Annotated in this window: 19 protein-coding genes and 1 tRNA gene; 10 read left to right on the top strand and 10 right to left on the bottom strand. The window is 71.1% G+C overall.

Translation table 11 applies throughout. The features are described from left to right. Positions 1–17: 17 nt before the first annotated feature. Entirely contained in the window at positions 18–1,115 is a 1,098-nt protein-coding gene (locus HZS54_RS07130) for an aminopeptidase (protein WP_179921382.1), read from the bottom strand. A 120-nt stretch (positions 1,116–1,235) separates the two neighbouring features. On the opposite strand from HZS54_RS07130, the gene HZS54_RS07135 reads away from it, so the two are divergent. The 6 genes from HZS54_RS07135 (at position 1,236) to HZS54_RS07160 (ending at position 6,640) form a co-directional block, all read left to right on the top strand. Beyond that, positions 1,236–2,456: an ABC transporter substrate-binding protein gene (locus tag HZS54_RS07135; RefSeq protein ID WP_179921384.1), complete on the top strand. Its 1,221-nt coding sequence runs from the start codon at positions 1,236–1,238 to the stop codon at positions 2,454–2,456. 110 nt (positions 2,457–2,566) lie between these two features. Further along, on the top strand, positions 2,567–3,730 hold the full coding sequence (locus tag HZS54_RS07140; RefSeq protein ID WP_179921386.1) for a FecCD family ABC transporter permease: 1,164 nt from the start codon (positions 2,567–2,569) through the stop codon (positions 3,728–3,730). Continuing rightward, entirely contained in the window at positions 3,727–4,662 is a 936-nt protein-coding gene (locus HZS54_RS07145) for an ABC transporter ATP-binding protein (RefSeq protein ID WP_179921388.1), read from the top strand. Before HZS54_RS07140 ends, HZS54_RS07145 begins: the two co-directional genes overlap by 4 nt. 217 nt (positions 4,663–4,879) lie before the next feature. Next, complete coding sequence (gene gnd, locus HZS54_RS07150) at positions 4,880–5,794, top strand: phosphogluconate dehydrogenase (NAD(+)-dependent, decarboxylating) (protein ID WP_179921390.1); 915 nt, start codon at positions 4,880–4,882, stop codon at positions 5,792–5,794. Positions 5,795–5,908: 114 nt separating this feature from the next. After that, positions 5,909–6,493 (top strand): 2Fe-2S iron-sulfur cluster-binding protein, encoded by a 585-nt coding sequence (locus HZS54_RS07155; protein ID WP_179921392.1) that lies wholly within the window; start codon positions 5,909–5,911, stop codon positions 6,491–6,493. 74 nt (positions 6,494–6,567) lie between these two features. Continuing rightward, a tRNA-Arg gene (locus HZS54_RS07160) sits at positions 6,568–6,640 on the top strand. Between the two features lie 241 nt (positions 6,641–6,881). Here HZS54_RS07160 and HZS54_RS07165 read toward each other — a convergent pair. From HZS54_RS07165 to HZS54_RS07185, 5 genes are all read right to left on the bottom strand, one after another. Beyond that, positions 6,882–8,537: a DUF7266 family protein gene (locus HZS54_RS07165; protein WP_179921394.1), complete on the bottom strand. Its 1,656-nt coding sequence runs from the start codon at positions 8,535–8,537 to the stop codon at positions 6,882–6,884. 2 nt (positions 8,538–8,539) lie between these two features. Beyond that, positions 8,540–10,762, bottom strand: a complete 2,223-nt coding sequence (locus HZS54_RS07170; RefSeq protein ID WP_246391828.1) for a type II secretion system F family protein — start codon at positions 10,760–10,762, stop codon at positions 8,540–8,542. Beyond that, a complete protein-coding gene (locus HZS54_RS07175; protein ID WP_179921396.1) occupies positions 10,759–12,513 on the bottom strand; it encodes a type II/IV secretion system ATPase subunit in 1,755 nt (584 codons plus the stop codon). The genes HZS54_RS07170 and HZS54_RS07175 overlap by 4 nt, the downstream gene beginning before the upstream one ends. A gap of 181 nt (positions 12,514–12,694) precedes the next feature. Continuing rightward, entirely contained in the window at positions 12,695–14,251 is a 1,557-nt protein-coding gene (locus HZS54_RS07180) for a polysaccharide deacetylase family protein (protein WP_179921398.1), read from the bottom strand. A 4-nt stretch (positions 14,252–14,255) separates the two neighbouring features. Continuing rightward, a complete protein-coding gene (locus HZS54_RS07185) occupies positions 14,256–14,465 on the bottom strand; it encodes a hypothetical protein (RefSeq protein ID WP_179921400.1) in 210 nt (69 codons plus the stop codon). Positions 14,466–14,734: 269 nt separating this feature from the next. Here HZS54_RS07185 and HZS54_RS07190 point away from each other — a divergent pair, with 269 nt between their 5' ends. After that, positions 14,735–16,252, top strand: a complete 1,518-nt coding sequence (locus HZS54_RS07190) for an FAD-dependent oxidoreductase (RefSeq protein WP_179921402.1) — start codon at positions 14,735–14,737, stop codon at positions 16,250–16,252. A gap of 68 nt (positions 16,253–16,320) precedes the next feature. On the opposite strand, the gene HZS54_RS07195 is transcribed toward HZS54_RS07190, so the two are convergent. Then, complete coding sequence (locus tag HZS54_RS07195; RefSeq protein ID WP_179921404.1) at positions 16,321–18,564, bottom strand: beta-glucosidase family protein; 2,244 nt, start codon at positions 18,562–18,564, stop codon at positions 16,321–16,323. A 254-nt stretch (positions 18,565–18,818) separates the two neighbouring features. On the opposite strand from HZS54_RS07195, the gene HZS54_RS07200 reads away from it, so the two are divergent. Further along, positions 18,819–20,111: a glycosyltransferase family 2 protein gene (locus HZS54_RS07200; protein WP_179921406.1), complete on the top strand. Its 1,293-nt coding sequence runs from the start codon at positions 18,819–18,821 to the stop codon at positions 20,109–20,111. A gap of 180 nt (positions 20,112–20,291) precedes the next feature. Here HZS54_RS07200 and tgtA read toward each other — a convergent pair whose 3' ends face one another. The 3 genes from tgtA to HZS54_RS07215 are packed head-to-tail and all read right to left on the bottom strand — an operon-like array spanning position 20,292 to position 22,675. Continuing rightward, entirely contained in the window at positions 20,292–21,767 is a 1,476-nt protein-coding gene (tgtA, locus tag HZS54_RS07205) for a tRNA guanosine(15) transglycosylase TgtA (RefSeq protein WP_179921408.1), read from the bottom strand. 25 nt (positions 21,768–21,792) lie between these two features. After that, positions 21,793–22,080, bottom strand: coding sequence for a hypothetical protein (locus HZS54_RS07210; protein WP_179921410.1), 288 nt, complete (start codon positions 22,078–22,080; stop codon positions 21,793–21,795). 43 nt (positions 22,081–22,123) lie between these two features. Further along, positions 22,124–22,675, bottom strand: coding sequence for an NUDIX hydrolase (locus tag HZS54_RS07215; protein WP_179921412.1), 552 nt, complete (start codon positions 22,673–22,675; stop codon positions 22,124–22,126). Positions 22,676–22,816: 141 nt separating this feature from the next. On the opposite strand from HZS54_RS07215, the gene HZS54_RS07220 reads away from it, so the two are divergent. Next, complete coding sequence (locus HZS54_RS07220; RefSeq protein WP_179921414.1) at positions 22,817–23,302, top strand: NUDIX domain-containing protein; 486 nt, start codon at positions 22,817–22,819, stop codon at positions 23,300–23,302. Positions 23,303–23,382: 80 nt separating this feature from the next. Further along, entirely contained in the window at positions 23,383–24,648 is a 1,266-nt protein-coding gene (locus tag HZS54_RS07225; RefSeq protein WP_179921416.1) for a hypothetical protein, read from the top strand. The last annotated feature ends 9 nt before the right edge of the window (positions 24,649–24,657 follow it).

The raw sequence follows: 24,657 nt of genomic DNA on the forward strand, positions 1-24,657 counted from the left end.
CCACCGCGCTGGTCGGCCTACCCTTCGAACCCTTCCTCCCACCGGAACACGCCGTTCCGCTGGACCACCTCGCCGTCGACCTCCAGCCGGGAGTCGCCGGTCATGTCGGTGATGAGGTCGACGTGGACCGCCGAGTCGTTGCCCGACTCGCCCTCCGGGAGGTTGGCGTCGTAGGCGCGCCCGAGCGCCAGATGCACGGTGCCGGCCATCTTCTCGTCGAAGAGGATCCGCCCGGTCGGGCGGTCGATGCCGCGGTTCATCCCGATCCCGAGTTCGCCCAGCTGGCGCGAGCCGCCGTCGGTCTGGATGATCTCGTCGATCACGTCCTCGCCCTGGGCGGCCTCCCAGTCGACGACGACGCCGTCCTTGAACGTGAGCTTCACGTCGCGCACGTCGCGACCGCGGATCGTCATCGGCACGTCGAAGGTGACGACCCCGGCGGTGTCGTAGGGGGCGGTGAACACCTCGCCGGAGGGGAGGTTGTGCGAGTCGTAGGCGACGCTGGCGGCGGAGTTGACGGCGGTGCGGCCGTCGACGAAGAGGGTCAGGTCGGTGCCCTCGTTGACGATGCGGACCTCCTCGCCGTCGTCCAGTATCTCCTTCAGCTGGTCCATCTCCTCGGCCAGCGACTCCCAGTCCCGGAGGGTGGCGTCGTAGACGAACTCCTCGTACTCCGCGTAGGCCATGCCGGCCTGCTGGGCGAGCGAACGGGTGGGATGGACGGTCGAGACCCAGTCGGTATCGAGACGAGCCTCCCTGATCCCCTGGCGCGCGCGGCCGTAGCGCTGGGTGCGCTCGCCGGGCACGTCGGCCATCCCCGCCGTGTTGCGTCCGCCGCCCAGCGAGAGCACGCTGTCGGCGTTTTCGTATAGCGATAACTCGTGTATCGGGTCCTCGTCGAACTCGCCGTCGTGGGCGCGGAGGTAGGCCCGCTGGACCTCCTCGGAGGCGTAGACGGTCGTCACGTTCGCACCGCGCTCGCCCAGCGCCCGCGCGACGGCCACCGCCAGGTCGTGGGCGCCCTCGTCGACCGACACGACCACGTCGTCGCCCGCCTCGATCCGCGCGCTCCAGTCGACCAGCGTCTCCGCGTGTTCGCGTACGCGTTCGTCCATACCGCTCGGTCGGACGCCGCGGACTAAACCGTCCCGCTCTCCGCGATAGCGCTCCTGTCATCGGATTTAGGCGGGCCTAAAGTCCGAAACGACTTTATTCGATTAGGTCGACCTAAACGTGTGACCGACTTCGACTCCGACTCCGACGCGACGCGCAGGGCCTATCTGACTACTGCGGCCGCCGTCCTCGGCGGGAGCGCCCTGTCGGGCTGTGCCAGCGACGGCGGCTCGACCGACACGCCAGGTGACGCCGGCGGGACCGACGAACCCACAGCCACACCGACCGACACGCCGACCGATCCGGGGACGGCGACCGAGACGCCGGTCGGTACGCAGTCGGGCGTCGAGACGCCGTACTCGGTGTCGATCGAACCGGTCGGCGAGGTGACCTTCGAGTCGGTCCCCGAGACGTGGATCGCGAACAACGGCTCCTGGGCGGACATGGGCATCGCGCTGGGGCTCGACGCGCCAGAGGGCGTCTGGCTCACGGGCCGGTACCACACGCAGTACTACGACGAGATCCCGGGTGTCAGCGTCGACAAGAGCGATATCAAGCAGCTGTGGGGCGACAGCGGCGTCGGCAAAGAGCAGTTCTACGAGATCGACGCCGACGTACACGTCGCCGACCCGAACTTCCTCGTGAACCGCGGGAAGTGGGAGCAGTCCGACGTCGACGAGATCACGGAGGAGGTGGCGCCCTTCTTCGGCAACAGCATCTTCTCGCGGAACTACGCCTGGCACTCGGACTATCGGTACTACACCCTGATGGAGGGCTTCGAGAAGCTCGCGCAGGTGTTCAAGCGGACCGACCGCTACGAGGCCTTCGAGGCCGTTCACGACGACTTCCAGGCCGCGCTCGCGCCGGTCGTGCCGACCCGAAGCGAACGCCCCTCGGCCGCAGTTATCTGGGGCGGTGGCGAGCAGCCGGAGTCGTTCTACCCGTACGTCTTCGACGAGGGGACGAGCTTCAAACACCTCAACGACCTCAAGGTGCGAGACGCGCTCGCCGACTCCGACGTCAAGGACTTCTACAGCAGCCGGGGGGCCATCGACTTCGAGACCCTTCTGGAGGTCGACCCCGAAGTTATCCTGCTCCGCGGGCAGGAAGCCAAGTCCCGGTCAGAGTTCGAGGACACCGTGCTCACGTTCTTCGAGAACCACGATACCGCGAGCGCGCTCACGGCCGTCCGGAACGGCGACGTCTACCGCGCCGGCGCCCTCTACCAGGGACCGATCTCGAACCTCGTCGTCACCGAACGGCTCGCGACGGCGCTGTACGACACCGACGACGAGCTGTTCGACCGCCAGCGCGTCGGCGACATCGTCGCCGGGAACGTCTGACCGTGACGGACGGCTCGACCCGGGCGGTCGCTCGCAGCGACCCGCCGCGCTCACCCGCGCACCGAACCGCAACCACTAAGCCGCTGTTTAGGTATACCTAAACCGATCGAATGCCGGAGAACGTCCAGCCGGACGCCGAGTCGGGAGCGGCCGACAGCGCCCGCCTCGGGTGGATCGACCGCTCGCTGCTGGGGCTGTGTCTGGGCAGTCTCGCGGTCACGGTGGCCGCGGGGCTCGTGCAGGTGAGCTTCGGGTCGTACTCGATGTCGGTCGTCGAGGCCTGGAGCGCCGTCTTCGACACGGCGGTCCTGCTCGACCACCGCTGGGTCCTCAACTTCCTGCTCGGCGAGGGGCTGATGCGGACGGTCACGGGCTTCGGCGGCGAGCTCCCCGACCTCGCGACGTCGACGCTCATCGTCTGGACGATCCGCCTGCCGCGGGTGTTCGTCGCCGGGCTCGTCGGCGCGAACCTCGCCGTCTCGGGCGCCATCTTCCAGGCCGTGACGCGCAACGAGCTCGCCAGCCCGTTCGTGCTCGGCGTCTCCTCGGGCGCGGGCCTGCTGATCCTCCTGACGCTGGTCGTCTTCCCGGTGCTGGCTGCGGCGCTGCCTATCATCGCCGCCGCCGGCGGGATGGCCGCGTTCCTGCTCGTCTACGTCATCGCCTGGAAGGGCGGCACCTCGCCGGTGCGGCTGGTGCTGGCGGGCGTCATCGTCGGCACCGTCTTCCAGAGCCTCCAGACGGGCCTCTTTTTCTTCGCCGACGACATCGGCGTCGTCCAGTCGGCCATCGCCTGGACCACCGGCTCGCTGACGGGGACCGACTGGGAGCAGGTCCGCACCGCGCTGCCCTGGTCGATACTCGCGATCGGCCTCTCGCTCGTCGGCGCCCGCCAGCTCAACGTCCTGCTGCTCGGCGAGCGCACCGCCTCCTCGCTGGGCATGAACGTCGAGCGGATGCGGTTCGCCCTCTCGACGGTGGGCGTGCTCGCCGCGGCGGCGTCCATCGCCGTCGCCGGCATCGTCGGCTTCGTCGGCCTGATCGTCCCCCACGTGGTCCGCAACATCGTCGGCAGCGACTACCGCCGGCTCGTCGTCGGCTGCGTCTTCGCCGGCCCCGCGCTGCTCGTCGCCGCCGACGTGGGCGCGCGGCTGGCCATCCCCGTCCTCGCGGGCGGGACCGGCCAGCTCCCCGTCGGCATCGTCACCGGCCTCGTGGGCGGCCCGTACTTCCTCTATCTGATGCGCAAACAGGAGCAACTCGGAGAAATATGAGCCAGAGCGACACCACCCCGACCGGACCGAACCGCCGCGACGAACACACCGACTGCGACGAGAGCCCCGACGCCCAGTCCGCCCTCGCGGCGCCCGCCATCGCCGCCGGCGGCGACGGCGGCACCCCCTTCGAAGCCGAGGACCTGGTCGTCGGCTACCCCACCAGCGAGGAGCCCGTCGTCGACGGCGAGACCCTCGTCGCCGCGCCCGGCGAGATCACCGCCCTCGTCGGCCCGAACGGCAGCGGCAAGTCCACCCTCCTGAAGGCGATGGCCGACCAGCTCGCCCCCGAGGGCGGCGCCGTCCGCATCGACGGCAGCGAGGTCGCCGACATGGACGCCAAGGATCTGGCCCGACGGCTGGGCCTGCTCTCCCAGGAGAACGTCGCGCCCGACAGCATCACCGTCGAGAAGCTCGTCGAACACGGCCGCTACCCCCATCGGGGCTTCTTCGACGGCCTCACCGACGAGGACCGCGCCGCCGTCGACCGCGCCATCGACCTGGCCGGCGTCGACCACCTCCGCGGTCGGGACGTGGGCAGTCTCTCCGGCGGCCAGAAGCAGCTCGTCTGGATCGCCATGGTGCTCGCCCAGGAGACCGACGTGCTCCTGCTCGACGAGCCCACTACCTTCCTCGACATGCACCACCAGCTCGAAGTGATGGAGATCGTCGAGACGCTCCGCGAGGACAGCGACAAGACCGTCGTCGTCGTCCTCCACGACCTCCAGCAGGCCGCTCGCCTCGCGGACCGGGTCGTCGCGCTGAAAGACGGCGCCGTCCAGAGTCGAGGCAGCCCCGAGGCGGTCGTCACCGAGGAGATGCTCGCCGACGTGTTCGGCATCGAGGCGCGAGTCACGCAGTCCGAGATGGGTCCCCAGGTCACGCCGCTCCGGCCGCTCCACGGCGACGGCGGCTCCGACCTGCACCACTGACTCCGATTTTCCGCTCCTGGCCACTCGTTCGCCGTTTCTCGCGCACTCCCGTGTGCTCCTGATACAGGGCGCGTCTGACGCTGTCAACGACATGCCGATATATCGAACACCCGCGGGCGGGTCCGACCGGCCTGCGAAACGGCGGCGGCCGCGGGCGACCGTTCGCGGGTCGCCCCGAACCACAACCCCTACTTGCGCGCCCGGTGAGACTCGGCGTATGCAACTGGGCGTCGTCGGACTCGGCCGGATGGGACAGATCGTCGTCGACCGCGTGATAGAGGCGGGCCACGACGTGGTAGCCTTCGACCTCGACGAGGAAGCCGTCGCGACGGCCGCCGACGCGGGCGCGACGCCCGCCGACTCCGTCGTCGACCTCGCCGAGCGACTCGGCGCGGACAAGCGGATCTGGCTGATGGTCCCCGCGGGCGACGCCGTCGACGCCGCGCTCGACGATCTGGAACCGCACCTCGACGGTGACGATATCGTGGTCGACGGCGGCAACTCCTACTTCGAGGACTCCGTCCGGCGCGCCGACACCACGGACGCCGCCTACCTCGACTGCGGCACCTCTGGCGGCCCCGCCGGCGCGGAACTGGGCTTCTCGCTGATGGTCGGCGGTCCCGAGTGGGCCTACGAGGAACTCGTCCCCGTCTTCGACGCCGTCGCGACCGGGCCGGAGGGCCACGACCGCATGGGTCCGGCGGGGTCGGGCCACTACGTGAAGATGGTCCACAACGGCGTCGAGTACGCGCTCATGCAGACCTACGGCGAGGGGTTCGAACTGCTGGCCAACGGCCGCTACGATCTGGACCTCGAATCGGTCGCGCGCACGTGGAACAACGGCGCGGTCATCCGCTCGTGGCTGCTGGAGCTCTGCGAGGAGGCGTTCGCCGAGGAGGGCACCGACCTGGGCACCGTCGCCGACCGCGTCGAGGGCGGGTCGACGGGCACCTGGACCGTCCAGGAGGCCCTCGAACAGGAGGTGCCCGTCCCCCTGATCTACCAGGCGCTCGCCGAGCGCTTCGACTCGCGGTCCTCGGGCGGTGAGGGTCCGGGGCGGTTCTCCCGGCGACTCGCCAACCGCCTGCGCTACGGATTCGGGCGTCACGAAGTGCCGCGGCGGGAGGAGTAGGCACAGTCTCGTCGGCGCGGTCCCGTCGCCCGGAGAACACGTTCGGGGCCGGCGTCGGGCAGTCGTCCACCGTTGAAGCGTCAGTTAGTTATACGGGCACTCCGAAGCCCGAATATGGACACTACAGTGAGTGTCGCGATCGGGGCGGCGTTGACACTCGTCGTCGTCGCGGTCCACTACGCGAGGGGGACCGGCTGGGAGCCCCCGGCGGACATCTCCCAGGAGGTCCTCGAACAGCGTGCCGCGGCGGTGCCGGACACGGACTTCCCCGAGCCCATGAACCGCTCGATCGGCGGCGGCGCCGCGGGCGCCATCCCGTCGGGCGAGGGCGGCGCGGAACTCGCCGAGGGCGAGGAGGGTGACGACGAGGACGAGGGCTTCGACCCCGAGGCCATCGCCGACGACGAGGTCGAGTACTACGAGATCGAGTTCGCCAAGGAGGGCGAGACCATCGAGATCGCCAACAACGAGAACATCCTCGACGTGGGCGAAGAGGAGGGCTGGGACCTCCCCTACGCCTGCCGGCAGGGCCAGTGCGTCTCCTGCGCCGGCCAGATCCAGGACGGCCCCGCGCTCGATTACGTCCAGCACGAGCACAACGAGGCGCTGTTCGACGACGACCTCGACGACGGTTACTGCCTGACCTGCGTCGCCTACCCGACCGACGACTTCACCATCGAGACGGGCGAACAGCCCTGACCGCCGCCCGGATTCCCGCCTTTTCGTCGCCGTCTCACAACGGTTAAGAGCGCGACCGCGCTACCCCGATACGAGGGCCCGTAGCTCAGTGGACAGAGTGCTTGGTTCCGGACCAAGTTGCCCGGGGTTCAAATCCCCGCGGGCTCGCCTCTTCGATTTCGACCGACACGGAGTTTCATCTCCGCGTCGATTCCGAAATCGGTGTGCGACTGACGGGGATTTGAAGTAGACCAGTCGCGCGCAGCGACCGGCGGGGCGAGCACGTCTGGGCGTGGTTCAAATCCCCGCGGGCTCGCTTCTCGAAACTCGAACCGCGCGGAGCCCCGTCTCCGCTCGACACCCCCGTTTCGCGTCGAGCGTCGGTCCCGACGGCGAGTCCCAGCGCCGCTCAGCCCGACCCGTCGACCGTCCGCTCGACCGTGTCGGTGTTGCCGGCGCCGTCGACGACGGTGACGACGACGCGGTACTCCGCGCGGACGCCGTTGCCCTGCACCCGGAGCGACCCGCTGGCGGAGTCCGCGTCGCCACCGACCGCCGCGCTGGCGCTGTCGAGGACCTCGCCGTCGGGCGACTGGAGTTCGAACTCGACCCGCGCGAGGTCGCCGTCCGCGTCCGAGACCGCGGCCGTCACGTCGTACTCGTCGACGCGACCGTCCCCCCGGGCGCCCCGATCCACGCCGTCGAACTGGACCGTCGGGGCCGTCCCGCTCGCCTCCCCGCCTCCGTTCTGGCCGCCGCCCTGATCGCTTCCGCCCTGGCCGTCGCCGGTCCCGCCGTCGGTCGCGTTCTCTGGCACGACCGGGCCGACCGCCTGGAGCGATACGTTCACCGCGCGCCGGGGTCCGTCGCCGGGGCCGAACCGGAGCGTGACGGTCGCGTTGGCGGTCCCTTCGACGCTCGCGGGGGCCTCGTAGACGAACGCCGCTCGACCGTCGGCGTCGGTGGTCGCGTTCGCCCGGCGGAGCCGGCCCGCGCTCTCCGCGTCGCCGCCCTCGCCGACTACCGCTCCCTCGACGGCGACGCCGGAGACGGGGTTGTCGAAGCGGTCCCGGGCCTCGACGACGAGCCGCTGGCGGCCGCCCTCCCGGACGGTCGCGTCGTCGCCGTCGACCGCGGTGAGATACGCGGCGCGCTCGTCGGTCGCGTCGGCGGCGAGGCCGACCTCGCCGAGCCGGAGGTCGTAGGTGGCGTTCGCTTCGAGCCTGACCGTGAGCCGGCCGCAGGGTTCGGGCGCGGGGTCGGCGCAGTCGTAGCCGGCGACGTAGCGGTCGTTCGTCGGGTCGCCGCTCCCGTCGAGTTCCGGGGCGAGCAGCTCCGCCCAGGTGTCCTCGGGGATCGCCGTCGGGACGGAGACGGTGATCGGGTCGTCGCCGGCGGTGACGCTGACGGCCTGGGTCGGCGCGCTGGTCGGCTCGACCGTCACCGGGAGCGCGCCGACCCGGCCGGTCGAGCGGTTGCCGTCGAAGGCGACCAGCGAGACCCGCCGGCCGTCGACGAACGTGTCGCGGCTCACCGCGAGCGTCCGCTCGTCGAAGCGGTTGACCAGCGCCCAGGGTTCGAGCCGCGTGACCGGCGCGCCGTCGTACTCGTTGTAGTTCGGGTCGTAGACGACGGCCGTCGTCGGGAAGCGCCGCTCGCTGCCGTTCCAGACGTCGCCGGTCTCGCCCGACGCGACGGCGTTGGCGACGACGACGGATCGGCGCTCGGCGGTGCGGACGGTCCCCGAGGCCGGGCCGGGGTTGACGAACAGCGGGCGGACCGGGTAGCGCAGGCCGGCCTCGATCCGGACGGTCTGTTCGACGCCGGTCGCGGCCGTCCGGTCGACGGCGGCGGCGAGGTCGACCACGTCCGACTGGACGCGTTCGCTGTGGCGGAACTCCGTCTGCTGGTTGAGCGCCGGGACCGCCGTCGCCTGCAACACCGACAGCAGCAGGACCAGCAGGCCGAACACGAGCACGGCGCCGACGACCGGCGAGACGGCGCGGTCGGCGCTCGACAGTCCGGGCCCGCGGGGCGACCGGTCGGAGTGGGTGGTGTCGGTCATGGTCAGACGAGGAGGGCGAAGGTCGCGACCGTGAGGACGACGAGGCCGATGCCGTACTTGAGCCCGCTGCGAACGTCGTTCTCGGCGAGCTTGCCGGCGAGGAGGCCGCTGCCGAACCCCTGGACGAGCGCGGAGTGGAAGAACAGGACTTCGAAGGCGTCGACGGGGACGGCGCCGCCGAGCGGGAGCCCGCTGGTGACCGTCGACTCGGGGAGCTCCGGCGTCTCGGCCAGCGGGGCGAGGTAGCTCCCGCTCAGGAGGACGACCACGAGCAGGTAGACGAGGAACCCGAGGACGACGATGGCGACGTACGTCCCGACGGCGCGGCGCCGGGCCCGGCGGACCTTCGCGCGAGCGCGGGTGTCGGTCGCCGCGACTTCGAGGAGGTTGTGCAGGTCGCCGGTCGTCCGGCTGCCGTCGGCGATCAGGCGGACGGTCCGGGTCAGCTCGGGCACGCGCACCCGGTCGGCGAAGGCCAGCAGCGCCGACGGGAGGTCGTGGTTCCAGGCCACGTCGTTGCGGACCGTCCGCAGCTCCGTCGCCAGCGTCCCGCTGGTCCACTTGACCACGAGGTCGAACCCGTCGACCACGCCGATCCCCATGCGGTTCGCGCTCGCGAGGATGCCAAGCACGTCGGGGAACCGCTCGGTGACGACCAGCGAGCGCCGCCGCTCGCGCTCGTGCAGCGCGGCCAGTGGCACCGTCGCCACCAGCAGCGGCGCGACCGCCAGCCCCACCGTCGTCCACACGGGCGCCGCGAGGAACGCCTCGACCGTCGGCGTCACGACTCCCAGCGCGACGGCGACGCCGGCCACGGCGACGCCGAGCGGGACCGTGAGCGCGAGCGAGGCGCCGGGGCGGCGGCGGACCGTCGCCGCCGGCCGGGTGAGCAGTTCGCGGAGCCGCTGGCGGCGGGCCGACCGCTCGTAGTCCGCGTAGCGGTCGTCGTCGGCGCTCTCGGGCGTCGGCCGGGTCTGGTCGGCCGACCGGACGACCGCCGGCTGTTCGTACGGCGCCGACAGCATGTCGATCAGCAACAGGAACCCGACCATCGCGAGCGGGAAGACGAGGTACACCAGCAGCGCAACCTGGCCGACGGTGTCGGCGCCGAGCGAGCTCACGACGAGCATGACGACGATCAGAAAGAGCGGCGCGGCGACGAACGCGACGACGAACACCTCGCTGAGCGTCCCGAGCGTCTCGATGAACGCCGTCTGTTCGTCCATCGCCTCGTCGAGGTACTCGCGGGACTCCCCGTCGAGGAACGCCTCCAGGTCGCCGCCCGACTCCAGCACCGACAGCAGGTCGTCGAAGAAGCGCTGCAGCGGGTCGCTCGGCGTCAGCGTCCGCGCGTTGCCCAGCGCGGTCGGCAGGTCGTTGCCGAACAGGTCGACCTCGCGGACGACCACGTCGAACTCGTTGGCCACTTCGCCGTACACCTCGTCGGCGGCGGCCAGCTGCCGACAGACCGCCAGAAACGTCATCCCGCCGCTGGTCAGCGCGTAGGTGTACGTGATGGCGTAGGGGAGCGTCAGCGCGATCTCCCGGCGGCGCGCCGCGACGACCCGTCTCGGGTAGTAGTAGGTGCGACCGACCCACCCGCCGGCGGCGCCGAGGACCGCGCCGGCGACGGCCGCACCGACCAGCGTCGGCCACCCCGTCGCCGCGAGCGCGCTCCCGAGGACGGCCGCGAGGCCCGACCCGGCGGCGGCCGCCGCGGCGTCCGTTCCGAAGGCGGTCCAGGCCACCGCCCCGCACAGGCCGACCAGGAGCCCGACCGCTCCGCACAGCGCCGCGACGTACGTGCTCGTCACCAGGTACTCGTCGTACGTGACGCCGATCCGGGCCTGTTTGAGTCGGCGCGCAAGCCCCTGGTAGCGGCCGGGGCGGCGCTTGAAGAACGCGCGGACGTAGCCGTAGGCCTCGCGCAGCTCCTCGCGCTCGCTCTCGCGGGCGCCGTGGCCCGATTCGAGCCCGCTCCCCAGCGCGGTCTCGGGTTCCGGCCGCCGCTCGTCCTCCTCGGGCGGTCCCGGGTCGCCGCGGCGCTCGCGCGCGGCCTCGGCGTCCCCCGACTCGGGGTCGAGCGACTCCCCGACCGGCTCCTCGAGCGCGTCGGCGATCACCGCCTCGGCCGTCTCGGGGTCGACGCCGGCCCCGCGGAAGGGCGCGTCGTCGGCCGTGCTCTCGCTCTCGGCCGCGGTCTCGCTCTCGGTCGGGTCGCTCATGGCTGGGTCCCGGTCGCGGGCAGGTCGGTCGGGTCGAAGCGGTCGTCGCGGATCGCCTCGACGACCGGCTCGGGGTCGCGCATGAACCCGCGGATCGTCCGGGTGACGGCCTCGTAGTCCGTCGTGTCGGTCTCGACGAGGTGTTCGAGCACCTCGCGGCGCCGACCGAGCGCGCGGTCGAGGCGTTCGTCACTCCACCCGCGCTCGCGGGCGATGTCGTCGAGCAGCGTCGACTCGCCGACCCGCTCGATGGCGTCGGTCGCGGCGTCGTGTTCGAAGACGGTGCTGGTCGACAGGCCGGTCTCGGAGCCGTCGCGGTCGAGTTCGGCCAGCCGACGGTTACGCCTGACGCGTTTCTCCCCTTGCTGGACCTGCTGCTGGATCGCGACGAGGTCGAGGTTCGCGATCATCCCCGGCGGGACGTTCAGCGGCTCGTTCTCCAGGCGGCTGAGCATGCCGCCGATCGTGTCGGCGTGGAACGTGGTGTAGGCGGTGTGGCCGGTCGCGATCGACTGGAAGAACGTGTGTGCCACGTCGCTCTCCGTGCGGATCTCGCCGACGACGAGGAACTCCGGCCGCTGGCGCAGCGCCGACTGCAACAGGTCGAACATGTCGACGGCCCCGCGCTCGGCGGCGTTGACCGCCTCCCTGGTGACGCTCTGGATCCAGTTGTCGTGGGGCAGCGTGATCTCCGGGGTGTCCTCGATGGAGACGACCTTGCTGTCGGGCGGGATGAACAGCGAGAGGGCGTTGAGCGTCGTCGTCTTCCCGGAGCCGGTGCCGCCGGCGACCAGCAGCGACTGGCGGTTCTCGACGGCCAGCCAGAGATACGCCATCTGGGCCAGCGAGAAGGTGTTCCACTCGATCAGGTCGATTGGGGTGAACGGGACCTCGGCGAACTTGCGGATGGTGAAGTTCGACCCGCGGGTGGTTACCTCGCCGCCCAGCGTCAGCTGGACGCGCGAGCCGTCGGGCAGTCGCGCGTCGACCAGCGGGTCGGCGACCGAGAGGTGCTTGCCCGCCCGCTGGGCGAGGCGGACGACGTAGGCGTTGAGCCGCTCGTCTTCGAAGGCCAGGTTCGTCCGCAGGTCGCGGTACTCGTGGTGGTAGACGAACAGCGGCGTGTCCGCACCGTCACAGGAGATGTCCTCGATGCGACCGTCGCGCATCACGGGGTCGACCTTGCCGTAGCCGACCACGTCCCGGCGGAGGTAGTAGGCCACCTGTTCGAGCGTCCCGTCGGCGACGGTCGCGGCGTGGTCGGCCATCACCCGCGGGAGCTCCTCGTCGAGCACGGTCGCCCGGTCGGCCTCCTCGTCGATGTCGCGGTACATCAGGTCGCTCCGGAGCACCCGGATCAGGTCCTCGCGGACGTACTCCTCGAACTCGTCTAAGGCCGGTTCGACGACGTGATAGCGGTAGCTGTTGGTCGAGTCGTCGTAGAGGACGGTCACGTAGGCGAACGGCTGGGCCACCCAGTGGCGCTCGCACTCGGCGTAGTCGTCGAGGTAGTCGAAGTCGAAAAAGGAGGTGTCGATGTACTCGTCGGTGGGACGGCCGGCGACCGTCTCGCCCTCGTGGGCGTCGAACCAGGCCCGCACGTCGTCGAGCACCGCCGTCTCGACCGCCTCGCGGGCGTTCCCGGTCGTCGGCGCGGCGTCGCTCGCGCTCCCGGCGAGGCCGTCGGCGGCCGCCGCTCGGTCGGCCCCGGCGTCGGTCTCGCCCGCGTCGCTGTGTGGGTCGTCGGACATCCGTCGGGATACCCCACCGTGGGACGCTCGAATGATAAAACCCGCCGACAGCCGCGGGGCATCCGGCGCCTACCGGGAGGGTCGCTTCCCACCGCTCACACCGCGGACGACCCGTCTCCGCGCCACCGTCGAACCGACGACCGGCGGGGATTCGAACGCGCGACGCCGGGCGCGAGCGGGCTCAGCAGGGGTAGATACGGACGTTCTTGAGGTTCATCTCGTCGGCCGTCGTCCAGATGTCGAGCTCCCACTTGGTCTTGACGTCCGCTCGCCCCGTGTCACAGCGCGGGACGCCCACCGGGCAGTACACCGTCTCCCAGTTCGGACCGACGGCAAAACTCGTCTCGGCGCGCGGGAAGTCGTCGAAGGAGTCAACGCGGACGGTCACGTCCCTGACGTTGTCCCGAACGCGCGCGTCGAACTGGACCATCATCGTCGTGAACTGGGGGTTCAGCTGGATGTCCCGGGTCCGCAGCCCGCCGAACACCTCCTCGCCGGTCGAGGAACCGATCGTCCAGTAGGGCCTGGCCCGGGCGTTGTCGACGACGGGCGCGTTCCCCATCGGAAGCCAGAAGCTGTCCTCGAACTCGTCGAACTTCGGCGAGGACTCCTGGACGATGTCGCCCTCCGGGAGCGACCACGGGATGAGCAGCCCGCCGGTCGACGAGGCGACGTGCAGGTCGCCCGCGTCCCGTTTGGCGACCAGGTAGTCGAATATCTCCTCGACGCGCGGCCAGTCCTCGACCTTGTGGCTGTGGAAGAACAGCCGCAGGCGACCCTTCGGCCGCTCGATCAGGCGGTCGATCATCTCCTTGGCCTCGTCGGCGGTGTTCTGGTCGGGCCGCTCGATCATGGCCGAGCTCTGGCCGTGCTTGGCCGTCGTCGCGGTCGCGGTGTAGTCCGCGCCGTTGGTCGCCCAGCCGTGGCCGGAGGCGGCGAACAGCGACCGGACGGCGTAGAACTGCGCCTCGTCGAGTTCGCCCATGTTCAGGCCGCGCCCCTGCCTCGGCTGGAGATGCGTCACCGGGAACCCCTTCGCTTCGAGGTCGCGCTTCTGTTCGTGGACGATCCGCAGCAGGTCCGCCATGGTCTCGACGCCGTCGCTCTCGTTGCCCGGCTCGGTCAGCCGGCCGCCGTCGTCGACGGTCCCGCTGCCGGTGTAGAGGCCGACCTCGCAGCCGTGCAACAGCATCTCCTCGAGCTGCTCGGTATCGATGAGCTGCTCGGCGCCGTCCTTCTCGAGCCGCGCCGGCGTCGCGCCCATCATCCAGGGGAGGCCTCGTTCCTTCATCCGCGGGTACAGCTCCTCGTACTCGGCGCTGTGGCTCCCCTCGCTGTGTATCATGACGACCGGCGTCTCGCGGGTCGGGTACGTGGCGATGTGTTCGGGCATCGCCATCGGCCTGCTCGGCGGCGCCGGACTCGAGATGCGACCGGCCGCGCGCTCGTCGAGCGAGCAGCCGTGGACGTACCCCTGGGTGGAGCGGACCTGGCTGGCGTTGATCCGGTCGGCTTCCCGCGTCGCCGCGGTCCAGGAGTCGCCGTCGCCGTCGTACACCGCACCGGTGTCCGTCGCGACGAAGGTCGCGGCCTCGTGGGGCGTGTACGTCCCGAGGTTCGCCTCCTCGTCCCTGACGACCAGGCGCTCCTCGATCGTCCCCATGTCCGGCGAGTGCGTCCAGTCCGTCTCGCCCGGCTCGTACTGGTGGAGGTCGTGGTTGGGTGTGCGTTCGACCATCGGATCACTCCCCGGGGCTCCCGTAGGTCGCGGCGCCGTAGCCGGGCCGACCGTCCGTCCGCTCGCTCCCGGCGGCGCCGGACGAGTCGGCGTCCGCTCGCGTTCCGGGCCCGCGCACGCCGTCCGGCCCGCCGGCCGGAACGGCGCCGTAGCCGGCCTTCGCCGGTCGTCGCTCGCGTCCGTTCGGTCGCCGTCCGTCGGCGCGTGATACCACCGCTCCCAGGGGAGCCCCGATAGCCACCCTGACCAAGTCGCGTCGTGATAGTTGCAAGGTGTTCACCCACCGGGGCGATCCCCTGTGGGGAAATTAGTTATCAGTCGTATTCCCCCCGTCTAGGCGCCGTATAACTCCGGTATCGGGCCGTGCCACCGCCCGCACTCGGGCGTCCATCGGCGTGTCCGGTCCGGCCGGAGGCGTTCGACGGACGTGTTTCTCGGGCTGAAATAGATTCATAAGCGCGACTCTCCCAGCTTCTCGGAACGATGAGCGAGCGTATCGAGGACGTGACCGTGGTCGGCGGCGGGGACTCGGGGCTGCTCGCAGCGCTGGCGCTGGCGCGGACGAACCCCGGGCTGGACGTGTCGGTCGTCGACGACTTCGACCGGCCGATCCCGCAGGTCGGCAAGAGCACCTTCCTGGCCATCCAGCAGATCCTCCACGACTCGCTGGGTATCGACGAACAGCAGTTCGTCGCGGCGGTCAAGCCGGTCTGGAAGGCGTCGGTGTACTTCCGCGACTGGTGCGGCTGCGAGCCGTTCCACTACCCCTTCGACCAGAGCCGGAAGTTCCCGAACCCCGAAGAGCGCGACACCGGCGAGGCGTACTACTTCTACTACGCGGAGCTCGCCGACAGCGACGACCACCTGTCGAAGTGTGAGCAGCTGGTCGCCCAGGGGAAATCGCCGTGGTACTTCGAGCCCAGCGAGGGCGGCGCCTGCAAGTACGAGAACGTCGCCTACCACCTCGACACCGAGCGGTTCAACGGCTTCCTGCGCGATCTGTGTCTCGACCGCGGCATCGCGCTGGTCGACGACGAGATCGTCACCGTCGACACCGACGGCGACCGGATCCGGCGACTGCGCGGTCGCGACCGGGCCTACGAAGCCGACCTGTACGTCGACGCGTCGGGCTTCTCCCGCGTCCTCAGGAGCGAACAGGACGCGGCGTTCCGCGAGTTCGACCTGCCGCTGGACGCGGCGCTGAACGCCCGCTCGGAGATCGACCTGGCCGAGGTGGTGCCGGCGACGGTCATCGACACGGGCGACGCCGGCTGGTTCTGGCAGATCGACACCTACGACAGCCGCGACCGCGGGTACGTCTACGCCTCCGAGTACGTGTCAGAGGCCGAGGCCCGCGCGGAGTTCGTCGACCACTGCGAGGGGATCGACGCCGACGACGTGGTGAACTACGAGTTCACTTCGGGCTATCACGAGCGGCCGTGGATCGAGAACTGCGTCGCGGTCGGCAACGCCGAGGGGTTCGTCGAGCCGCTGCAGTCGACGGGGCTGACCGCCAACGCGAAGGCGTCGGTGACGCTCGCGACGCTGCTGTCGGGCCACGGGTGCGTGGCGACCGACGCCGTCCGCGAGCGGTACAACGCCTGGGTCGGGCGGACCTGGGAGTCGATTTACGACTTCGTCAGCGTCCACTACGCCTTCGCCGACGGCGACACCGAGTTCTGGGAGTCGGTGCGGGACATCGATCTCAGCCCGCGCGTCGAGTTGCTCCTCGCGGACTTCGACCGCAACGGCTTCGACGCGCACGTCGACCCGACGATGGGTCACAGCGACGTCGACGAGCCGCTCTTCTTCCAGCCGCTCGACTTCTACGCGCTGATACACAACATGGGCGCCACCTCCGAGTTCTACGAGACCCACGACTTCGAGATCGGCGACGAGACGCGCCGCGCGGTCGACCGCAACTACGGGTCGATCCGCGACGACGTGGCCGACCACTACGACCACCGCGAGTTCTACCACGGCGCGCTCGGCCAGCACTGAGGCCGCCCGTCCGCCGCATCCGCCGCGTCCGCCCGTCCGCCGCATCCGTCGCATCCGCCCGTCGCCCGTCAGTCGACGACGACCGTCCCCCGCGCCCGCTCGTCCCGCGAGGAGCGACCGACGACCACGCCGTACTCGCCGGGGTCGACCGTCCAGCCCGCCCGCGAATCGTAGCGGGCGAGCGCCCGCCGCGGGACCGTCAGTGAGACGGTCCGCCGCTCGCCGCCGTCGATCGCGACCGATTCGAAGGCCGCGAGTTCGCGCTCGGGGCGGGCGACTCCCTCCGGCGCCGCCGGGGGTTCGACGTACGCCTGGACGACCTCCCGACCGGGTCGGTCCGCGCGGTTCGCGACGGTGACGGTCGCGTCGAGGGTGGGCGCGCCGAGGCTGGTCGCGTCGAGGGCACCGGTCTCGCCGCCGTCGGCACGCTCGACCGCGAGGTCGTCGTACTCGAAGTCGGCGTAGCTCAGACCGTGCCCGAACGGGAACCGGGGGGCGACCCCGTCGCGGTCGAACCCGCGGTAGCCGACGAAGACGCCCTCGTCGTAGTGGACGTGCTCGTCGACGCCGGGGTACCGGCGCTCGTCGCCGGCGACCGGGTAGTCGTCGAACCGGCGGCCGACCGTCACCGGGAGCCGCCCGCCGGGGTCGGCGCCGTAGAGCACGTCCGCCAGCGCCGCGCCGTCGGCCTGGCCGGGGTACCACGTCTGGACGACGGCGGCCACGTCCTCGGCCCACGGCATCTCGACGGGGCCGCTGGACCGGCAGACGACGACGGTGTCGGGGTTCGCCGCCGCGACGGCCCGGACGAGTCGGTCCTGGCTCCCGGGGAGGGCCATCGAGTCGCGGTCCTCGCCCTCCGTCGCGCCGTCCTGGACGACGACGACCGCGACGTCGGCGGCGGCGGCCGCCTCGACCGCGGCGTCGAACTCCGGTCCCGTTCGCAGTCGCCGCCGGAGCCCCGACCCCGGCACGTCGAACATCGACGGGTTCGCCACCCGCTTGACCCCGCGCTCGAAGGTGACGCGGGACCCGCTCGCCCGCTCACGGAGGCCCTCGACGGGACTCGCGGTCCGGGTGGGCGTGACCTCGGAACTGCCGCCGCCGCCGACCTTCGCCTCGTCGGCGTTGGGCCCGACCACGGCCAGCGAGTCGCCCTCTTCCAGCGGGAGGACGCCGTCGTCGGCCAGCAGGACGGTCCCGCGGCGGGCGACCTCCCGGGCGAGGTCGTGGTGGGCGTCCCAGTCGACGCTCGGCGCGGTGTCGCCCGACCCCCCCGACCGGGCCGACCCGCTCGACCGCCCCCCGTCGAGCTTCCCGAATCGGTCGTACAGCCCGAGGACGCGCCGGACTTTCCGGTCGAGCGTCGCCTCGGCCACGAGCCCCTCGTCGATGGCCCGCCGCAACGGGTCGCCGAAGAAGTCGAAGGGGTAGGGGTCGGGCTGGCCGTCGTCGGCCACTCGGTCGACGAGTCGCCACAACAACGGCGGGTCCAGATCGAGCCTCTCGGAGAGTCGAAGCCGGAGCATCGCGCGCAGCCCGCGGCTGTGTGGCGCGAACAGTTCGGCGACGGAGGCGCCGGGCATCTCCAGGTCCAGTCCGCCCTCGGCGGCCGCGACGGCGTCGTGGGTCCCCCACCAGTCGCTCGTCACTACGCCGTCGAACCCCCACTCCTCGCGGAGGACGCCGTCGAGGAGCTCGCGGTGTTCGCTCATGTAGTGGCCGTTGACGCGGTTGTAGGCGGCCATCACCGCGGACGCGTCCGCGTCGACCGCCGCGCGGAACCCCGGCAGGTAGATCTCCCGCAGCGCCCGTTCGGAGACGACGGCGTCGACCGTGTCGCGCCGGTGTTCCTGGTTGTTCGCGACGAAGTGTTTGGCCGTCGCGCCGACGCCCCCCGTTTCGACGCCGTCGACGTACGCCGCGCCGAGGGCGCTCGTGAGTGCGGGGTCCTCGCTCAGGTACTCGAAGTTGCGGCCGCCGGTGGGGACTCGCACGATATTGAGACCGGGCGCAAGCAGCACGTCGTGGCCCCGAGCGCGGGTCTCGGCGGCGAGCGCCTGTCCCAGGCGGCGAGCGAGGTCGGGGTCCCAGGCCGCCCCGAGCGCGACGGTCGCCGGGAACGCCGTCGCCTCGCGGTCGCGCACCCCGAGCGGCCCGTCCACGAGCCGTAGCGGCGGGATATCGAGCCGCTCGATACCCGGGAGGTAGCCCGTCGCGCGCCCTTCGGGGTCGGCGCGGCCGCGGACCAGTCGCAACTTCTCGTCGAGCGTCAACTCCGACAGGAGGGCGTCGATTCGAGCGTCGGTCATCTGTCGGTCGTGACGGGCGGCGTCCGGATATCCGTTGCGACGAGCGCGAGGTGCCGGTGTTCGCGCCCGGAGTCCGGTTCGCTTCGAACGGACCCACCGCTCGACTCCCACCCCGGTCCACAGTATCGCAGACCCGGCGCAACACTTACCGGACGGGGAGGCGTACCTGTCGGAACAGTAACGGCATCCGGTCGCCCGTCGCCGGGAATCCGCCCGCCGCCGACCGGTCCTCGTCCGACGCTGTCCCCCTCTCGATGGTCTCACACACGTCCCGCCGGTGGCTCGACAGGACCTGTTTCGCCCTCGCGACGCTGACCGTCGTCACCCTGGGGTTCGTCCAGGGCCGGATCACGGTCACGCTCCCGCTGCTGTTCGTCGGCCTCGGCGGCGTCACCGTCCTGAACGCGACCGTCGCCTGCCTGAGCTTCGCCGCGACGCTACTGAGTTCCGGCGCCGTCTTCTTCACCGAGATACTCCGCGAGCGCCGCCGCGGCCCCTACCCGGCGAGCGGCACGGAGATCGCGGCCATCGTGCCTTCCTACGGCGACTCGGGCGCGCTCCACCGGAGCGTCGAGAGCCTGCTGGCGGCCGACTACGGGGACGTGCGCGTCTACGTGGTCTGCGAGCCGGGCGACGAGTCGACGCTGTCGGTCGCCCGCTCGCTGGCCGAGCGCCGACGGGTGACCTGCCTCGTCAACGACCGCGACCCCGGCTCGAAGGCGGCCGCCGTCAACTACGCCGTCGACCACACCGACGCGCCGTACGTCGGCGTGTTCGACGCTGACGAGCGCGTCCACCCGACGTTCCTCCCCGCGGCCGCCGCCGGCCTCGCCGACCACGAGGGCGTTCAGGGTCGGACCTTCCCCCGCCCCGACGGCCTCCTGGAGACGGTCACCTACTACGAGTCGATCGTGCTGGGCTATCTGAGCCACCGGCTGGTCGCTCTGCTGACCGACTTCGACATGGTGGCGAGCAACGCCCTCCTGGTGCGCCGGGCGACCTACGAGCGCGTCGGCGGCTACGACCCGCGGATGCTCACCGAGGACTTCGACTTCGCCTTCCGCTGCTACGAGGACGGCGTCTCCGTCCAGTCGTCGTTCGCCTACCCCTCGGAGATCGAGGGCGCCCACACGCTCCGGGACTGGTGGGGCCAGCGCAAGCGCTGGATGACCGGCTACGCCCAGGTGTTCCACCGCCGGCTCGGCCGGCTCGACCCGCTGGGTCGCCCGCGCAGCGTCGCCTCGCTGGTCTTCTGCGGCGGCGCCATCCTCGGCAACTTCGTCGTCCTCTCGCTGGTCCCCCAGGCCATCGTTGTCGGCGCGACCGGCGCGGCGGCCGTCCTCGGCGTCACCGTGGGTGCGCTCTGGGGGATCTGTCTGGGCGCCCGACTGTTCGACCGCCGCGTCGGCGTCGTCGATTCTGTCGGCCTGGGGTGGCTGCTCGTCCCGTTCGTCCTCCCGTTCTACAGCCTCGCCGCCATCAAGGGGGTCGTCGAGTACCCCATCTCCTGGCGGGGCGAGTGGTTCCGCGTCGAGAAAGAGGGGTGAGAGCGAGCAGTGCCGGACCGGAATCGACAGACGACGAGACTACGACCGCAGGCCCGAACACGACCTCCACCGCGGTCACGATCCGCTCCGCGGTCGATGCAGCACTCCACCGCGATTCGAACTGGGGGCGAGCGACAGCGACCGGAGCCGACGGCGCGGGCCGGAACGGGGGTCGAGTAGCTACTCGTCGCCGTCGAGATTCCACAGCTCGACGCGCTCGGGAACGTCCGCGAGCGCGCTCGCGGGCCAGTCGTCGTGAGCGAGGGTGAACGCGGTGTCGGGGTTGGAACCGACGAGGCGGGCGACGCCGGCGGCGGCGGCCTCGTAGGCGGGTGCGTCGAGGCGCTCGGGCACCTCGGCGGTCAGGGGATAGCCGTCGGCGAGTTCGCGCGGGAACGGGCCGAAGGGCGGGCGGACGTTCCAGCACTCGTCGAAGTCGTCGTGGCCGTTGCCCTCGGTCAACAGGACCGAGTCGCCGCGCGGGTCGAGTCGGTCGAGGCGCTGGCGGTGGCGCAGGACTTCGGGCCTGCGGGCGCTCTCGCCGGAGAGGTGGAAGAAGGTGTCCTTGGAGACGGGGTCGGTGCGTTCGAGCTGGGCGGCGTGGTCGAGCAGCGCGCGGTAGCCGTCGAGCATCGCCGGGTGGCCCCGGGCGCGGGCCTCGACGAGTTCCAGCAGGTCGCCCCGGCGGATGGCCTGCTTGATCGTCCGGAGCTCGCCGTAGGAGACGTGGAGGTTGTGCTCGGCGAGCAGGCGCTCGCGGTCGTCGGCGTCCATGCTCCTGACCTCCGCGGGCGTGTGGCTCGTACAGACCGGGCAGGAACAGGGGAAGTAGTCCAGGTCTTCGAGGTGTTCGGTGGTGCGGACGGTCATGTAGCGGTCGTCGCGGGCGTAGATGGCGTAGGCGGCCGAGTCGAAGAGATCGCAGCCCAGCGCGACGGCGAGCGCGAACATCATGGGGTGGCCGGCGCCGAACAGGTGGACGGGCGCGCTCTCGGGGAGACCGCGCTTGGCGGCGGCGACCACGTCCGCGAGGTCGGCGTAGCGGTACTCGTTCATCATGGGCACGACCGCGCCGATCGGGAACACGTCCAGGCCCGACTCGGCGGCGTGGGCGCCGGCCTCCTCCCGCAGGTCAGGGTAGGTCGACCCCTGGACCGGCGCGTTGACGAGCATGTCGCCCGTCTCCACGTCGGCGGCGGTGGCCAGACGGTCCTGCGTGGTCGCGAGTTCCTCTTCGGCCTGCTCGCGGCTCACGTCCGGCGGCGTGGGGATGTCGACGGGCGTCCCGATATCGGAGCCGATCCGGCGCTGGAAGTCGAGGATCTCCTCGGTGGTCACGTCGATCTCGCCGTACTCGGCCAGCTGGAACGAGCCCGAGTCGGTGACGACGGCGCCCGAGAAGTCGAGCAGGTCGTGGAGGCCCTGCTCCTCGACGGGGTCGCGCAGGTCCTCGCTGCCGTAGAGGACGTAGGAGTTGGTGATGAGGATCTCCGCGCCGAACTCCGATTCGAGCTGGGCGGGCGTGACCGTCTGGAGGTGGGGGTTGATCACGGGGAGGAGCGCGGGCGTCTCGACCGTGACGCCGGCGCGCGGGACCTCCAGTTCGCCCAGCCGCCCGGCGGCGTCGTAGCGGTCGACCTCGAAGACGTCGGTCATTGCCCGCGATATCGGGCGGGCGGGCCTAAGGGTTGTGTTCCTCGCCGTAGAGGATCTCGTCGATGTCTTCTTCGTCGGTCTCGACTCCCGAGGAGAACGTCCCTTCGTTCATCCGCTCGCGCTCTTCTTCGGAAAGCGGGACCGTCCCCTCTTCGAGCGATTCGATGAGTTCGTCCGGCGACTCCTGTGCCGACGCGACGAGTTCGTACAGGATGGCTTCTTCTGTGACGGATATACCCATCTCCTCTTCGGCCGCGTCCCGGAGGTCCGCCAGCCGCGAGGCGAGCACGTCGTTGATCTCCAGCGTTGGCATCGTACGTCCCAGTAGTCGCCGTAGAACTGTCAATATTTCCTAGCTACTGCTCCTCCCCGAACAGCGCGAAGTACAGCACACCCAGCATCGACCGCCCGTCGCGCAGGTCGTCCTCGCGGGCGGCGTCGACGAGCGCGTCGAAGGTCGTCGTCTCGACGCGGATATCCTCGTTGTAATCGAGGTCCCGCTCGCCGGTGGGCTCGCAGTCGCGGGCGACGAAGTAGTGGAAGACGGCGTCGGCGAAGCCGTTGGTCGGCTCGACGGTCGTCAGGTGTTCGACGCTCCCCGGCAGATAGCCCGTCTCCTCTTCGAGTTCCCGGGCGACGCAGGCCTCGGGGTCGGCGTCCTCGTCCTCCATGCTCCCGGCGGGGAGCGCGCGGTTCACGCGGCCGACCGGCTGGCGCCACTGCTCGATGGCGACCACGTCGCCAGCGGAGGTAAACGGGAGGACGACGACGCTCTCGCCCTCCGAGAGGTAGTCGAACTCGGCCTCCTCGCCCGACGGGAAGCGGACGGTGTCGGTGACGATGTCGAACCCCTCGCAGGTGTAGGACGTGCGGCTGTCCAGCGTCTCCCAGGTCAGCTCGTCGGTCATGGTGGCAGGGGCGGCGCGAGCGAATTAGCGGTGTCGGTCGACGGCGGGGTTCGGGCAGGCTCCGCGACGGGCGGCGGGCGACGGACCGGTCCACGGCCGGCGCCTCGAAACGCCGAAGGGCCGGCCGGTCGAGTGACGCCCATGGACGTTCGCGACGAGTTCATCCCCGCCGAGGAGTTCGCCACCGTGTTGAACCGCGTGCCGCAGGTCTGCGTCGAGGTCGTGCTGGCGGGCGAAGGGGAGGACGCGGACCGCGTCCTGCTCGCCCACCGGACGAACGAACCCGCGAGCGGCGAGTGGTTCTGGCCGGGCGGTCGCCTCTACAAGGGTGAGGAGCTCGACGACGCCGCCCGCCGCGTCGCCCGCGAGGAGCTGGGCGTCGAGGTGACGGTCGAGGGGCGAGTGGGCGTCTACGGCCACTTCTGGGATACCTCCCGGATCGACGGCGTCGACTCCCGGCACACCGTCAACGTCGTCTTCCGCGTCTCGCGGGTCGACCCCGACGCCGCGATCGAACTCGACGAGCAACACGACGACTACCGGTTCGTGGCCGGCGAGGAGGAGGGGCTCCACGAGTACGTCCGGGAGTACCTGGTCGACATGGGGCTGCGGGAGGGAGACGGCTGACCGGGGCGCTCCCGCGGCCGCGGACGGACGGCCGCAGTCGCCGAGCCCGAGTTTTTCCGGGCGGCGGCCCAACGGCGAGTATGGGGGAACGCTCGCCGCAGACGGGGCGGACGACCGCGCCCGAGGCGGAACAGCGGATGGCGGTCGCGGAGGGCGCCGGGGGAACCGACGTGGCCGTCGACGTGGGGGTGCTCCCCGCGACGGCCGGGCGGACCGAGCCCGACCGACTGGTCACGTTCGCCGAGCGGTTGGCCGCCGACGCGGCCGACGAACTCGCGGCGGCGACCGACGCGACCTGGCGCTTCTTCGGCGAGGAGCCCGAACCGCTCTCGGACGGCGACCCGCGCCGCCCCTCCGAGTTCCTCGACGAGGCGGCGCTGCGGATGGTCGAGGGCCCCTACGACCTGGTCGTGGTCGTCACGGACGCGCCGCTGCTGGCGCGGAACAGGCGTCGGGTCGCCGGCCTGGCCTCGCCGCTCGGGCGCATCGCCGTCGTCTCGACCCACCGCCTGCGCGTGTCGGCGCGCGGGCGGGCGCGGCGGTCGCTCGACGCGCCCGCCGTCCGGTACAACGGCGCGGCGGTCCTGCTCCACCAGGTCGGCCACCTTCTAGGGGCCGGCCACGACGCGGACGGCGGCGTGATGGCGCCCTGGGAGTTCGACCCCGAGCGGCGCTCGGTCCCGTCGTTCGACGCGGACGTGCGCCGCCACCTGGAGCGGACCGCGAGCCGGGTCCCCGAGGAGTCGGTCGAGTCCCGGAGCGTCGCCGAACTCGTCGGCTTTCACCTGACGAGCGCGGCGCGGAACCCGCGGCAACTGCTTGGCGCGCTGGCGACGAGTCGGGCGCCGCTGTTGCCGCTGTTCCTGCCGAAGCTGTCGACGGCGGCGGTGGCGCCGACGCTCATCCTCGTGTTCAGCGCCGAGACCTGGGACGTGGGCCTGAACCTCGACAACGCGACGGCGGGGCTGTTCGCGGTCGCGAGCGTCCTCGCGGCGGCGGTCTACCTGGTCTTCTCGCTGAACCTCAACGTCCCGCGCGAGCGGCGGGCGGTCGTCACCGAGCACGTCGCGCTCCTGAACGTCGCCATCCTGGGCATCCTCCTGGCCGGCATGGCCGGGCTGTTCGCGCTCGTCGGGGGGATCATGCTCGTCGTCGAGTTCTTCGTCTTCCCGCCGAACCTGATGACCAACTGGCCGAGCCTGGAGGACCCGGTGGTGACGACCGTCGACATCGTCCGCATCGCCGGGTTCATCGCCACCATCGGCGTCCTCACGGGGGCGCTCGCCGGCGGGCTCGAAGACCGGACGATACTCCGCCACCTCGCGCTGTTCCGCCCGCGCCCCTGACCGCCGGCC

It is taken from the genome of Halosimplex pelagicum, assembly GCF_013415905.1.
GTDB classification, from domain to species: domain Archaea; phylum Halobacteriota; class Halobacteria; order Halobacteriales; family Haloarculaceae; genus Halosimplex; species Halosimplex pelagicum.

Coding starts and splice junctions, on each gene's coding strand:
- HZS54_RS07130 (WP_179921382.1), bottom strand. CDS start 1,115: ATGGACGAACGCGTACGCGAACACGCGGAGACGCTGGTCGACTGGAGC.
- HZS54_RS07140 (WP_179921386.1), top strand. CDS start 2,567: ATGCCGGAGAACGTCCAGCCGGACGCCGAGTCGGGAGCGGCCGACAGC.
- HZS54_RS07145 (WP_179921388.1), top strand. CDS start 3,727: ATGAGCCAGAGCGACACCACCCCGACCGGACCGAACCGCCGCGACGAA.
- gnd (WP_179921390.1), top strand. CDS start 4,880: ATGCAACTGGGCGTCGTCGGACTCGGCCGGATGGGACAGATCGTCGTC.
- HZS54_RS07155 (WP_179921392.1), top strand. CDS start 5,909: ATGGACACTACAGTGAGTGTCGCGATCGGGGCGGCGTTGACACTCGTC.
- HZS54_RS07165 (WP_179921394.1), bottom strand. CDS start 8,537: ATGACCGACACCACCCACTCCGACCGGTCGCCCCGCGGGCCCGGACTG.
- HZS54_RS07170 (WP_246391828.1), bottom strand. CDS start 10,762: ATGAGCGACCCGACCGAGAGCGAGACCGCGGCCGAGAGCGAGAGCACG.
- HZS54_RS07175 (WP_179921396.1), bottom strand. CDS start 12,513: ATGTCCGACGACCCACACAGCGACGCGGGCGAGACCGACGCCGGGGCC.
- HZS54_RS07180 (WP_179921398.1), bottom strand. CDS start 14,251: ATGGTCGAACGCACACCCAACCACGACCTCCACCAGTACGAGCCGGGC.
- HZS54_RS07190 (WP_179921402.1), top strand. CDS start 14,735: ATGAGCGAGCGTATCGAGGACGTGACCGTGGTCGGCGGCGGGGACTCG.
- HZS54_RS07195 (WP_179921404.1), bottom strand. CDS start 18,564: ATGACCGACGCTCGAATCGACGCCCTCCTGTCGGAGTTGACGCTCGAC.
- HZS54_RS07200 (WP_179921406.1), top strand. CDS start 18,819: ATGGTCTCACACACGTCCCGCCGGTGGCTCGACAGGACCTGTTTCGCC.
- tgtA (WP_179921408.1), bottom strand. CDS start 21,767: ATGACCGACGTCTTCGAGGTCGACCGCTACGACGCCGCCGGGCGGCTG.
- HZS54_RS07210 (WP_179921410.1), bottom strand. CDS start 22,080: ATGCCAACGCTGGAGATCAACGACGTGCTCGCCTCGCGGCTGGCGGAC.
- HZS54_RS07215 (WP_179921412.1), bottom strand. CDS start 22,675: ATGACCGACGAGCTGACCTGGGAGACGCTGGACAGCCGCACGTCCTAC.
- HZS54_RS07220 (WP_179921414.1), top strand. CDS start 22,817: ATGGACGTTCGCGACGAGTTCATCCCCGCCGAGGAGTTCGCCACCGTG.
- HZS54_RS07225 (WP_179921416.1), top strand. CDS start 23,383: ATGGGGGAACGCTCGCCGCAGACGGGGCGGACGACCGCGCCCGAGGCG.